The following is a 14,052-nucleotide window of genomic DNA, read 5'->3' on the forward strand; positions in this document are numbered from 1 at the left end:
TGTCCTATTAAGTGCCATAATGTTAATTATAACTTGCATAATTCGTAAAAAGCTTCTGCATAAATTCCTATGGATTTAATAAAAGCATCTTCACTTCCATACTCATTAGCCATATGCGCATTACCTGAAGAGCCATTGGGGAACTCTCCTCCAAATATCACTGAATTCTTCATTTCTGAAGCATAGGTTCCTGCACTAGTTACTCTAACTTTATTTGTAATATCTCCAGTATGCTTTACGTATATATTATATAATTTTTTAACTAGAGGCGAGTTTTCATCAACATAGTTAGGGCTTTTAATATTATTAACATAAATACAATAATCATTTAAACCTTGTTCTATAAAATAATCCTTTATAGCTGCTCTTATCTCTTCAGCTGCAAATAGTTCTGGATATCTCACGCTTAATTGTAGGTTAATTATACCCTTATCTATTTTGATTATTGTAGGCACTATTTTTGTAGTTCCACATTTCCCTCTTATATTTAATCCAAAAATAGTTCCACTTAGGTTGCCTCCTGAAAACAACTTATCAAATTCACAAGACCACTTTTCTTCCATAATACTATTCAAAAGCTTAAAACACTTTTCTATAGGATTATTTGCCCTTTCAGGCTTTGAAGAGTGCCCTCCTATTCCAATTAGCTTTATGCCATCATTGAAGTAGTTGCATTCCAAGCTTTCACTTTTTAAAAGCTCTCTAATTTTATAGCTCTTTTCATCTATATTGCAGTTCTTTATTATAACATAATCTGGTATAGTGTTATGAACTTCCCCACCTAAGACTACTAAATCCTTATTACCAATATTCCCACTAATATTTATTACAGCTGCTCCCATCTCTCCATTAATAACAGGAAATTTAGCATCTGGGGTAAATCCATACGTAGGCCAAGGTTCACTTTCAAAGTAGTGTCTTATACATCTAAATCCATTTTCCTCATTACCACCTGCAACAACCCTTATTCTTCTATTAAGTTTAATATTATTTTCCTTTAAGAGTTTAAGAGCTAAATAGGCCGCTAATACTGGCCCCTTATCATCTATAACCCCTCTGCCTACAAGCTTATCTCCAGTCTTTGAAAGCTTATAAGGGCTACTACTCCAGCCATCTCCTTCAGGCACTACGTCACAGTGACCAAAGGCATATACATATTCTCCTCCGATACCATATTCTATATGAGCTGCAAAACCATCCACATTTTTTGTTACAAATCCATTACTATTTCCTATATTTATAAACCACTTCAGAGCTTTGTCAACACCTTCTCCAAAAGGCCTATTGTCACATATACTTTCTGAGTCATATACAGATTTTATGCTAACCCACTGTTCTAGAAGCTGTAAAAATTCTTCTCGATATTTTTCAGCTTCTATAGAAAAATTCAACATATTTGTCCTCCTTAATTTACTTTAATCAACAAAGAATAAGAAAAATTAAAATCATATAATTAATTTTTGAATTTTATTCTTTTACTTTCAATATATCACTAAGCTATAACATTATCCTTATATCCTTTAACACTAAACATGCAAAAAAAATACTAGATAAAATTTATCTAGTACTTATGTATTTTCATTATATTATGAGAAATTATATACACTATTTTTTCTAAGCAGTAAAGTCATTAGTAATACCTTTTACTCCTGATTTACAATTTACATAGTAAGTTCACCATTAGGGGTATTCATAATTTGGATTATCCTTTGCTCAACCCCATTGCTTGCATTAATATATACTATAAAATTATCCTGTTTATATTTCCCGGAAAATTCATAGCACAAAACCTCAGTGTTAGATTCAGTAGGAACTATAGCAAGCCTTATATTATTAATTGTAAGCCTTTTACTTATTTTGCTCTGTGCAGTTTCACCTGAAATCTTAGGTGCAGTGATTTTTCTATTATCTTCATGAGATACAAGATACTTTTCTGCCTCTATACCAACAATGCTTCCATCATCTAAAGCAATCTTCAATTTAATTTGGTCTGGATAAATTACCACATTATCTTGCTTATATATATAGTTTATTACTACTGTATTATCATATTTTAAATTATAAGAAGGTGACATTCCCTTAAATCCTAAGTTCTCCAAATATTTAGTTCCAATATCAGCTGCCTTTTTAACATCAATGGTAGCATTTCCTACGCTTCTGCTATCAAGTAAATAAACTATCTTTCCACCTTTTTTACTAACCTCACAGGTCACTTTATCAGCTTTAGCATCTCTACCTTTTATTGTTACATAGAATCTGTAGGAATCTATTTTGGAATTATTACCATCAGTTTTAAGTTCAATATTTTGTATCTTATCTTTTCCAATTGCAGCATTTACTACTTCTTTTGCTTGATCAGCAGTTACATCCTTTTCATTATATATTTTTGGTTTTATTTCAAGTATATTATCAGAAAAAGGTCCATCATAGATTAGTGCTGGATATTGAGCCACTTGTTTTTGTATGGTTGTAAACTTTTGTGATACTGCATTTTCACCACCGCTTTTAGCAAATACTCCGCTAGCTTTTTTTCTTATTTCTCCCCATTTAACTTTTCCCTGATTTATATCTGTTAATAAGTTGTTAAGTGACGCCTGTAGATTGTAGGATTCGTTCTTTAATCTATCTAAATTATTATATTCTTCATCAGTTAAATCCCTACCTTCTGCTGAAGCCCTTACCAAGCTGTAGCAAAAATCTCCTACCTGTGCAAGAAATTTACTTGTACCCTCAATGTTTTCTTGAGGTATTGGAAGAGAATGCAGCTTATCATTTGCCATACTACTATGCCTATAAATTTCCTCAAAGGTTATAATCTTTTGTTCTCTAGAACCAGCAATTGCTGATTTTGCTAGATTCAATCTTATATTATCTACAGATGTAATCAATTCGTACATATTCTTGCTGTACTCCCCTTGAAGATAGTTTCTATAATCCATTCTTTCTAATGTCATTAAAACTGCAAAGGTAGTAGAAAAAACTACTATAAGAGTAACTACAATAGTATAAATAATTCTTTTTCTAGTAAATTGCATATTAACCCTCCTGTATTTCTTTCTTTTCTCTTACCACTTTTTTCTTCATTTAGTATCTGTAGTAATATTTTTTATTATTCATGGTTTATAATATATATATAACATTAATTTTTTCTTAAAAAATCAAAAATATGTTTATTAATTCCAAAGTATTATATATAATTAGATTATTGACTAAATGATATATTACAAATGTTTCTAAATAAACTATGTAGCTTAAGTTAAAGGATGGATAAAATGAAGGCATTGATACTCTCAATCTCTGCAGGGGCCGGACACGTTCAGGCCGCAGAAGCAATAAAAAAATATATAATGCTTAACAATCCAAATTCAGAAGTCCAAATATTAGATACTCTAAAGTACATAAATCCCATAATAGACAAGGTAGTTATAGGCAGTTATCTTAAAACCATAAAAACTACTCCTTCATTATTCGGTAAACTTTACGATTATGCCGAAACAGATGATGGTCTTGCTACAGTAAGCAATAAAGTTAATGAACTTCTTGCCTTTAGGATTGCGCCACTTATAAATAAATTTAAGCCTGAAATACTCATTTGCACACACCCATTTCCAGCTGAAATGGTTTCTGTGCTTAAACTAAAAAGAAAAATAGATATACCTGCAATTTCAATATTAACAGATTACGCTCCTCACAGTTTTTGGATTCAACCAGCAATTGATGCTTATATTGTTTCAAATTCTGATATGATTGATGAGATGATTTCCAGAGGTGTTGATAGAGATATAATTCATGACTTAGGTATTCCTGTAAATCCAAGCTTTATCAAACAGCATGATAAGGCTGCAACCATGAACGAATTAGGCTTAAGCCCTGATAAACCCACCCTTTTAATTATGGGTGGAAGTCTAGGAATTGGTAAAATATCAGACATATATAACGAAGTTTTAAAACTGCCTATAGATGTACAGATATTAGTTATTACAGGAAGCAACAAAAAACTTTATAGTGAACTAACTAAACTTAAGGAATCTTCGTTAAAGGATACAAGAATAATAGGTTTTACTGGTAGTGTAAATAAATATATGCAGGCTTGCGACTTATTATTAACTAAACCAGGAGGCCTTACAATAACTGAAGCATTGATATGTGGTATTCCTATAGCAATATTCTCACCTATACCAGGTCAAGAAGAAAAAAATGCTGAATTTCTTTTAAAGCATGGCCTTGCTGTTGACTTAGGTGACGGAAAGAATTGTGCAATTGCAATTGAAAAACTTTTAGCTTGCCCTGATAAATTAAATGAAATAAAAAATAATTGTGCCAAGTTTTCAAAGCCTTGTGCTGGCGATGATATATATAAGCTTTTAGAACAGCTTATTAATAATTCTGCATCATAAAACCCAGTAACTTATATTGTTACTGGGTTTACCTTTTGAACAGCTTATTTGCAAGTTCTACAATCTTAAACTTTATATGAATTTGATTATCCCCTTTTGTCTTTGCCTTCTCTATACTTTCTGTAGTATTAATAGAATTATCAACAGCATTGTATTCCTTCTCCGTTAGAACCGTCTTCATAGTTTTTTCAGTTTCTTTTTTTGATACTTCCCCTTTTGTTATATCAATAAAACACAGTGGAGGAAACATAACACACCACCAATTTTGCCCACTCCCGTTACCAATAATAATTCTGTAAGCTTCATATTCTCCTTGTGGTAGAGTTATGTTTCCATAAGTTTTTACTGGAAACTTTTCATAAGACAGTTCAGTTTTTACACCATATTTATACCCATTTTTACTTATAACTGTCTCAGCTATTTTTCTTATTGCTTCATCATTGTCTTTTAAAATTTTTCTAGACTCATCTATGCTTTTTGAGTTTTTTAGCTTTGGTGTTATATATTCTAAAACCTTATCTCTCACTTTAAGCTTTAATGCTTGATCTTCTGCACTGTCGCTACTCGCAATAACGTGAAATCTTATAAGTTTTTTTTCTAAAGACTTTTGCAGAATTCCGCTATCTGTCTCAGCAGGTTTTTCATCTGAAGCACCTTTAGCAATATTTGTATTAGTGAAAACAACAAACAAAAGCAGTACACACATTAAAGCAGAAATAACTTTTTTCATTTTAATCCCCCATTTCGATCTTCTGTCTTTAATTATGTCCAAGCTGCTTTTAATTATTCACTACATAAATATTTATTTTGAAATTCCTATTCTTCTAGCCTTAACGTCAACATTGGTAACTATGCTTGCATTTTTATATACTTCCTCCCAATTACCCTTTACTTGTTTCCAAAGAGAAGGATTGTGTTTTTCTAAATATTCTCGAAGGCCAATTGGATCCACTCCAAATTCTCTTTGGAGCATCTTTGCTATGATATCACATTCTTGAGTAATAGCCATCCCTAGATCCTTTTCAATTTCACCTAATTTTTCCTTCGAATTTATATCATCATCTATATAATATCCCTTAATCTGACCCTCTAAGGATATATTTATATTAAATTGAAGCTTGTTTTTATCTCCATATAATTTTATCTCTCTTTCTACACCATCTATACTATAATCTAAAGGGTGATTATTTAAATATATTACTTTCTTTCCACCTTTAAGCTTTCCTCTCAGAAGCTCAACATCCGATACTTCAACTGGAGTTAAAAATCCCTTTAAAGCATAATTTTTTATTACTGCAACTCCAGATAAAACTACTTCATTTTTTCCTTTATCCTTCTCCATACTTATCTTTGGTATCAGAGCGCTGCCATTCTCATCTAATAAAACTAGCATTTCGTTTAATGTAAGCGGCAGTATTGTAGCATTCTTCTTACTAGCTTCCATAAGTCCCGATATAAAGGTTTCAATATTTTTTTCAGTGTTAGGCGTATATTTAATAAAGTCCTCAGCCTTACCCTCTGCTACAACAACATTCATCATCTTATTCAAGCTTGGATTTCTATTTAAATAATCAACTATTTCTTTAAAAGTATCTGGTGCTTCTAGTATAGATGAACTTATAACAATAAGTTTCGTATGCCCAAGGAATATGCTTCTGCTGCTTTTTCCTGCTGCTTTTACATCTGCATCTTCCATGGATGAAGCATCTACTACCATAAACTGGTCCTTTGCAGTACCGCTTTTTCCAGGTCCCATTTCACTTATATCTGGAAATCCATAGGTTATACTAAGCTTTTTGTTCTCTATTCTCTCTTGAAAAGGGTCATAAGGCTTTATATTTTTAAGCTGCTCTTTTTCTTTACCAATATCTTTTCCAGCATCTATACCTATAGTTGATATAAATATTTTTTTATCTATTTCAATCCTATCCCAGCAGCCAGAAAAAAGCATGCAACATAAAATTAAAGCTAGTATCCGCTTAAACTTCATCTTGAACTCGCCTCCTTCTTCTTGACCTTCCTAACATTAGAAGCAGCAAAGGAAGTACAATAAAAATAATTAATGAAAATATAGGAGTTACTTTACTTTCAAAAGTATATAATTCAACAATATTATCTGGATACAATGCAATAAGATAAATAAAAGGTACTGCCAGCAATGAAGATACCTTTACATCTCCTAAATTGAATGCATGCTTTAAAGTATCAGCTGCAAAATAGTAAAAATTCACAAAGGTTGTAAAATAGAATATTACCCATATAGCCATAATAATACCTTCCCACCTTTCAATAAAGGCACCTGGTATTACAATTGCTCTTATAAGAGTTATTGTTGGCCATAACAATGTTCTCAAATGTTTTTCTGTAAAAAAAGCCAAACAAAGTATCATTACTATGGTATAAAACAGGGTAATAAATATCATACTCCATTTCATGACCTTTGGAATCTTTTCCTTATTACTTGCAAATGGGAAAATTAAATATGCCATTTCAAAACCAGCAAAACTATAGGTAGAATTAGTTAATGCCACAATATAATTCATAGGCTTATGTGTCATCAAAGGCAAAATATTTGTAAAATCTCCCCCTCTAGTTGCGAAAAATAGCACAAATATTACTGGTATAAACATCAACCAAAAGCATACCTCATTAAATTTAATTAATGCCTTTAGATCTCCTCTAACTAGATAAACCCCGGTAAGAATCATTACTATTAAAATAAACTCTGTTGGTGTATTATTTAACAAATACATTTTTATAACTTCAGAAAATATTCTCATCCCTATTGCCACAGAATAAATAGTATATGTAGCAAAGAAAATTGAAAATATCTTTGACATTATATCTCCAAAGTTATTGTTCAGTATAGAATAAAAATTATTATAATCATTTATTTTTTCTATTTTATAAATAAGATATAGCAAAAAATATGTAATAGCCCCTGAAGCTAAAGTAATAAGCCATCCATCAGTTCCAACCTCGGATGCTAGTCGTGATGGAAAAGCAAATACTCCAACCCCTACAACGGTAACTATGATCGTACTAAATAAACCATAGGAATTTATAAAACTCTTATCTTTCATATAATTTCCTCCTTATCAGTCGGAACACGGGGTAACCTATTCTTGCCGATTCCCATCGGCAGATTACCCGTAAAAGTCCATTTAGGACTTTTACCTCCTTATCAGTCGGAACACGGGGTAACCTATTCTTGCCGATTCCCATCGGCAGGTCACCCGTAAAAGTCCATTTAGGACTTTTACCTCCTTATAAGCCAGAACATGGGATATATTATTTTTGTCTTATTTTATCTTTTGTTTTCATATATTCTGGTCTTTTTTTCATGTTTCTTAGAGGTATTCTTATAAACAAATCTTTAAAATCATGAATATCAGGGCTTATTATTGGGGACAAATATGGAATTCCAAAGCTCTTTAACCTTACTAAGTGTATCAAAAGTAAAATCAACCCAAGCATTATTCCATATAGACCTATAACAGCCGAAAAAATTATCAGCATAAATCTTGCTAATCTAAATGCACTGCTGAGTTCATAGTTTCCTATTATGAAATTGGATATTGATGTTATGGAAATAATGATTATCATAATAGGACTTACTATCCCAGCACTAACTGCCGCTTGACCTATAATTAGGCCTCCCACAATCCCAATTGTTGATCCAATGGCTTTTGGAAGTCTTATTACAGCTTCAATTAAAAAAGCCATGCTAAGCTCCATAATTAAGGTTTCTACAAAGGCTGGGAATGGAACACCTTCTCTTGAAGCAGCTATGGAATACGCCAGCTTTGTAGGAATTATTGCAGTATGAAAGGATGTTACGGCTACATAAAGTGCAGGCAGTATAAGAGATCCAATAATTGCCACAAGCCTTATTAGCCTCATCCAGCTAGCATTTATCCATTTTTGATAATAATCATCAGGTGATTGAAACAAATTAGGCATTACGGCAGGAACTATTATTGCAAATGGTGAATTATCAACCAAAACCGCTATTCTTCCCTCGTACAATGCTGCTGCTACTACATCTGGTCTTTCTGTACTTTGAATTTGAGGAAAAGGAGACCACTGATTATCCTCAATAAGCTGTTCAACATAGCCGCTATCCAATATAGCATCTATTTTAATATCTTCAATTCTACTCATCAATTTATCTAGTGCATCTTCATTAACAATGTCATCTATATATAAAATAGCTACATCAGTTTTTGAGCGAGCTCCTAAACTTTTGGGCTTTATTTTTAATCTTGTATCACGAATCCTTCTTCTTACCAACGCAGTATTAAATCTCATAGTCTCTGTAAAACCATCCCGTCCGCCTCTTATTACTGTTTCCCCAGATGGTTCAGAAACACCTCTTACCGGCCATAAACGAGTAGCAATTATGTATACTCCATCCAATCCATCAATTAGGAGCATAGTTTCACCAGAAAGTACTGCGTCTATACCTTCACTTAGTTTTTTCATTTCCTTCATATCTGATACTGTAAGCAGTCTATCTTTAATTTCATTAACATCAGACATTAAATTCCCTTTAAATATTAAAGTCTCCATAACATAATCATCAAGTAATATCTTATCTGCCATGCCATCAATATATATTAGCACTGCCTTCCAGCTTGCTATGTAAAATTCTCTAAAAACCATATCAGATGCATCTTTAAATAGCTCTTCCTTGATATAAGATAGATTTTCATCAACAGTTGGCATAATTGTATCCCTTATTTCCTCTTTCAAAACCACTCCTCCTTATCAGTCACAGCACGGGGTAATCAATTTGTGCCAACTCTCGTTAGCGGATTACCCGTAAAAATCCATTTAGGATTTTTACCTCCTGCTGAAATTTACTCTTAAAAATATATAAATTACTTCTCAACAAACTTACTTATTATAAATAGTAAAACTGATACTATAATTGATCCCCTTCCAATTATTTTTGCCTTTCTAGCTGTATCCATCATTTCATGCCTTTTAAATGTCTTATAATCCCAAAATCCAACTACAGCACCCGTAATAATCATGAGAATAGTAAAATATAAATCTGTTAAACCGAATATCTTCATATTATCACTCCTGTCTTATTGAATTATTTTTCGCTGTAACTATATAAAATATTCATATATAAAAAAGGCATACTAGCAAGGATTTCAACCCTTATTAGTATGCCAAATTTATAAATTTTAAATAGTTCTTGTTAAAAATACCTCTGTATATTTTGTTTTAAACTTATCATAACATATTTGAGCCCTTAACATATCATCAAAAAAGCCAAATACCGTTGGTCCGCTGCCACTCATAAGTGCTCCCAAAGCACCCATATTAACCATTTCCCTTTTAATATCCCTTAAAATCGAATGTTTTTTTAACGTAACATTTTCTAGTATATTCTTCATATTGTCACTAACAACTTTTAAATTGTTTTGTTCAATTCCACTTATTAATATATCTGTACTTGGATGTCTTTGAACTCTTGATATATCTAGAGCTTGATATACCTCCTTTGTAGATACTCCAAAGTTAGGTTTTACTAAAACTAATATTTGATTTTTGAAGCTCTCAAGAGGGGTTACTATTTCCCCTATACCCTCACATAAAGCTGTACCTCCAATAATACAATAAGGAACATCTGCTCCAATTTTCACACCAAGCTTCATTAACTGCTCTTCAGTAGCTTGTACCTTAAAAATATTATTCATTGCTTTAAGTACTGCAGCCACATCTGTACTTCCTCCAGCAAGTCCTGCAGCAACAGGAATGTTCTTTTTTATATTTATTTCTACTCCTTCTTTTATAGAGTATTCCTCCATAAAGATCTTTGCTGCTTTATAAGTTAAATTTCTCTCATCAACTGGAATATAATGTTTATTGCAGCTTAATTGTATTCCACTTTTAATTTTATTAACTTCTATTAAATCATATAAATCTATCATTTGCATTATCATCTTTAATAAATGATATCCATCTTCTCTTTTCCCCACCACATCCAATGATATATTTATCTTTGCATGAGCTTTAATTAACATAATTATTCCGCCTTCCTATAACATAAGAAATTGTACTATGTTATAGTATATAACAATAAAAAAAATAAAGCTAGAGAAAATTACTAGCTTTATTATAAGCTTATGCCATAACAACATTTTCTTTTAACTTTGCTTTTTCGCTGTCATAATTCTTTACTAATTGGAGTAGAGGCTCATATTTTTCAAAGAAGATAATTATTACATCTCCACTCTCAGCATTATCAATAGCAGCTCTAAGCGCATCCTTTTCTTCTAAAATTATTTCCACTTTTTCATTGTCAAATCCTGAAGAAAGCACGCCTTGCTTTAATAGCTCTGCAACTTCATTATTACTTCTACCTCTTTTATCTTCATCTTCCTTTATATAAATGTAATCAAAGTACTTTGCTGAAATTGAGCCTACCTCCCTGATATCACTGTTGAGTCTATCACCTGGAACCCCAATTACGCCAACAAGTCTGCTATGTTTAAGGTTCACAGCTCCCTTTAAAACTGCTTTATATCCTTCCATATTATGACCATAATCTAGAATCACTGTGGCGCCATTAACACTAAACATATTAAATCGGCCTGGATTTTGTTCATCGTCTCCTCTAAAACTCATTAATCCTTGCTTAATCAATTCATAATCAACACCAAGTCCTATTAGACCTGCACATGCTGCCATAGCATTTTCTATGTTATAAGCCAAGTTTCCCTGCAAGGTTATCAATATATCTTCAACCTTAACTATTGGTGATTTCTTTTCTCTCTCCTCAACATATATTACTCCCTCATCGCTATACACACCAATACCGCCGCTTAAAATATTATTTCTTAGATTCTCATTATTTTTATCCTTAGAAAACATTATTATCTTACTCTTCATTCTTTCTACTATTGTTGTACTCATGTGGTCATCAGCATTTAGCACAACATATCCATTTGGTTTAACCGCTTCACCCACCAATGATTTAACAAATGCAAGCTGTTCCATAGTCTCTATTCCATCTATGCCAAGATGATCCTCAGTTATATTAGTTATTACTGCTACATCAGCTGCATCATAGGCTAATCCCTGCCTTATGATTCCTCCTCTAGCAGTTTCTAATACAGCCGCATCCACATCTTTATTTAAAAGTATAGTCATTGCACTGCTGTAGCCTGTGGTGTCACCCTTGTCAATGCATTTGTTATTAATATATATTCCTCCGGTAGTTGTCATTCCCACATTGTGTCCACCTAAACTTAATACATGACTTATAAGTCTAGTTGTTGTAGTTTTTCCATTTGTGCCAGTTACAGCTATTAAAGGAATGCTGCTAGGACTATCCTTAAACATCATATCCACAATTGCCCCTGCTACATTTCTTGAAGTTCCTTCAAAAGGATAATGGTGCATTCTAATACCTGGAGCTGCATTTATTTCAATTATTGCCCCATCCTTTTCCATAGGAATACCTATATCCATGCAGCATAGATCAATACCACATATATTAAGCCCTATAGCTTTTGCTGCTCTCTTGCATATATCAATATTTTCTTCACAAATTATATCAGTATAGTCAACGGCTATTCCTCCAGTTGATAAGTTGCAGTTTTCTCTAAGTGTTAATTTTTCATTTAGTGGAATTATAGAATTTATATTGTAACCATACTTTTCAATATGTTCTATAAGAGCTTCATCTATTTTAACCTTAGTAAGAGGTTTTTCATGCCCTTTTCCTCTCCGCTCATCCTTGTTCAGTAGATTTATAAGTCTTCTTACTGTACTCTTGCCATCTCCAATAATATATGGTGGTATTCTTTCTGCAACGGCAATTACTTCACCATCTACTATGCACACCCTAAAATCTCTTCCTTTAATGTATCTTTCAATCATTAAATCTGAATAATTTTTAATTAATATATTATAAGCATTAAGTAGTTCCTTTTCATTTTTTATGTTTACAAATACACCTTTCCCTTGGTTGCCATATCTAGGCTTAAGTACAACAGGATATCCTATACTTTCAGCTTTTAAAAGTAAATCAAGGCTATTTAGTATTTTACCACCTCTTGCTACTGGTAGGCATTGATTAAACAATATTTCCTTTGTAAGCAGCTTGTCACATGCTATATCTACAGCTACACCACTAGTATCACTGTCAATTGTTGCTTCAATCATTTTGCCGTATTTTCCGTAGCCTAGCTGAAACATGCTTCTTTCACCAATACGTATTATAGGTATTCCACGTTTTTTAGCCTCGTTATATATAGCTAAAGTACTTGGTCCAAGTTGTTCTTTTGCAAGAGTGTCTTGAATTATCTTATATCTTTCATTAAATTTAATTTCTCTTTTATGTATTAATGCATTAATAATATCTACAGCTAATTTTCCAATTTCTATTGCGGTATTTTTATATTCATATTGATAAATTATATAATACCTGTCACCCTCTATTTCTCTTGATTTTCCATAGGCAGCATCAATGCCCAGCATATTTTGAACTGCAATAATAATATGCTCACAAATATGAGCTAAATAAGTGCCTTCATCTAGCCTTTTTACAAATCCGTTTTCCTCATCAATTCCACATCTGTGCTTATATAGTTCAGGAAGAATCTTTACAAGTTTTTCATTAAATCCTTCTATGTCTTTGCTTGGAGTCTCACAATACCCCTCTAAATCCAGATCCATTCTTACAACCTTTTTATGAGAGTATATGTTTCTGCCTTCAAATATGCTAACATCTACTATCTTCATTTTCCTCTTGTTTATCCTCCTTAATTGGATGCCTTTCACTTAAAGCAAATTTATCTCCACATTTTAGAACATGCATTTTAATATCAAACATTGATAGAACTTCTTCCGGATATTGTTCTGAAACATTTGTATATGAAATAGAGCTTCCATCAATCACATATACTGCTCCTGAACCAATTACTTGAAACTCTGCCTTTGGATTAACCATTATTGCAGTATCTTCATCAATTCCTATACCTAAGCTCTCTGGATTTTCTGCCACTCCTGTAAGAAGTCTTCCAATCCTACCCCTTTGGGCAAAGTGTTGGTCTATTATTACATCTTTTATAAGCCCTAAACCTGGAGACATTTTAAGGGTCCACTTTTTAGGTGATTCCTCATCTTCTCCTGTTATTATCATTGTGTCACTTACCACTGAAGCTCCAGCTGAAGTACCAACAAATACGCATCCATTTTCAACGCTTTGTTTTAAAGCATCATATAGTGGCGTTCCACCTACAAGGCTTGTAATTCTTAGTTGATCCCCTCCAGTAAAGAAAACTAGTGAAGCATTTTTTATAAGTGCTATATTGCTTTCTCTGCAAGCATCATCCCTTTGTGCTATGTCCAATATGTCAATATTTTTAACCCCAAGTTTTTTAAAAATATCTGTATATTCGGCTCCCACCTCTTTAGGAAGCTCTGTTGCAATGGTTGCTATAACAAGCTTTTCATTTTCTTTATCAATTTTGCTGCATACTTCCTTCAGTATTTCTTTTTCTCCTTTTTTGTCCTCAGCTCCACCAATAATTATTAGATTTCCTTTAAGCTTCTCTTCCAAATACAATCACATCCTTATTGCAAGTATCTATTATTCTTACCACCTGCATCACTCTTATACAAAAATTTT

11 protein-coding genes are annotated in these 14,052 nt (G+C 32.4%); 1 reads left to right on the forward strand and 10 read right to left on the reverse strand.

Annotation, left to right across the window (positions count from 1 at the left end):
* Positions 1 to 26: 26 nt before the first annotated feature.
* Complete coding sequence (locus bsdE14_RS04145) at positions 27 to 1,394, reverse strand: Sapep family Mn(2+)-dependent dipeptidase (RefSeq protein WP_264848697.1); 1,368 nt, start codon at positions 1,392 to 1,394, stop codon at positions 27 to 29.
* Between the two features lie 267 nt (positions 1,395 to 1,661).
* On the reverse strand, positions 1,662 to 3,035 hold the full coding sequence (ypeB, locus tag bsdE14_RS04150) for a germination protein YpeB (protein WP_264848698.1): 1,374 nt from the start codon (positions 3,033 to 3,035) through the stop codon (positions 1,662 to 1,664).
* Positions 3,036 to 3,272: 237 nt separating this feature from the next.
* Between ypeB and bsdE14_RS04155 the strand changes: the two genes are divergently transcribed.
* The gene (locus bsdE14_RS04155) at positions 3,273 to 4,397 is read left to right on the forward strand and encodes an MGDG synthase family glycosyltransferase (RefSeq protein WP_264848699.1); all 1,125 of its coding nucleotides are present in this window, start codon (positions 3,273 to 3,275) and stop codon (positions 4,395 to 4,397) included.
* Between the two features lie 28 nt (positions 4,398 to 4,425).
* Here bsdE14_RS04155 and spoIIR read toward each other — a convergent pair whose 3' ends face one another.
* The 8 genes from spoIIR to bsdE14_RS04195 form a co-directional block, all read right to left on the reverse strand.
* Positions 4,426 to 5,127, reverse strand: a complete 702-nt coding sequence (spoIIR, locus tag bsdE14_RS04160) for a stage II sporulation protein R (RefSeq protein ID WP_264848700.1) — start codon at positions 5,125 to 5,127, stop codon at positions 4,426 to 4,428.
* A 72-nt stretch (positions 5,128 to 5,199) separates the two neighbouring features.
* Positions 5,200 to 6,387 (reverse strand): Ger(x)C family spore germination protein, encoded by a 1,188-nt coding sequence (locus tag bsdE14_RS04165; RefSeq protein ID WP_264848701.1) that lies wholly within the window; start codon positions 6,385 to 6,387, stop codon positions 5,200 to 5,202.
* Positions 6,377 to 7,480 (reverse strand): GerAB/ArcD/ProY family transporter, encoded by a 1,104-nt coding sequence (locus tag bsdE14_RS04170; protein ID WP_264848702.1) that lies wholly within the window; start codon positions 7,478 to 7,480, stop codon positions 6,377 to 6,379. The genes bsdE14_RS04165 and bsdE14_RS04170 overlap by 11 nt, the downstream gene beginning before the upstream one ends.
* 208 nt (positions 7,481 to 7,688) lie before the next feature.
* Positions 7,689 to 9,152 (reverse strand): spore germination protein, encoded by a 1,464-nt coding sequence (locus bsdE14_RS04175; protein ID WP_264848703.1) that lies wholly within the window; start codon positions 9,150 to 9,152, stop codon positions 7,689 to 7,691.
* 128 nt (positions 9,153 to 9,280) lie between these two features.
* Positions 9,281 to 9,478, reverse strand: coding sequence for a CLC_0170 family protein (locus bsdE14_RS04180; RefSeq protein WP_264848704.1), 198 nt, complete (start codon positions 9,476 to 9,478; stop codon positions 9,281 to 9,283).
* 117 nt (positions 9,479 to 9,595) lie between these two features.
* Positions 9,596 to 10,438, reverse strand: a complete 843-nt coding sequence (gene ispE / locus bsdE14_RS04185; protein ID WP_264848705.1) for a 4-(cytidine 5'-diphospho)-2-C-methyl-D-erythritol kinase — start codon at positions 10,436 to 10,438, stop codon at positions 9,596 to 9,598.
* Positions 10,439 to 10,538: 100 nt separating this feature from the next.
* Complete coding sequence (gene cphA / locus bsdE14_RS04190) at positions 10,539 to 13,163, reverse strand: cyanophycin synthetase (RefSeq protein ID WP_264848706.1); 2,625 nt, start codon at positions 13,161 to 13,163, stop codon at positions 10,539 to 10,541.
* Complete coding sequence (locus bsdE14_RS04195; RefSeq protein ID WP_264848707.1) at positions 13,144 to 13,983, reverse strand: cyanophycinase; 840 nt, start codon at positions 13,981 to 13,983, stop codon at positions 13,144 to 13,146. The genes cphA and bsdE14_RS04195 overlap by 20 nt, the downstream gene beginning before the upstream one ends.
* Between the last annotated feature and the right edge of the window lie 69 nt (positions 13,984 to 14,052).

This window comes from Clostridium omnivorum (assembly GCF_026012015.1).
Classification (GTDB): domain Bacteria; phylum Bacillota; class Clostridia; order Clostridiales; family Clostridiaceae; genus Clostridium_AX; species Clostridium_AX omnivorum.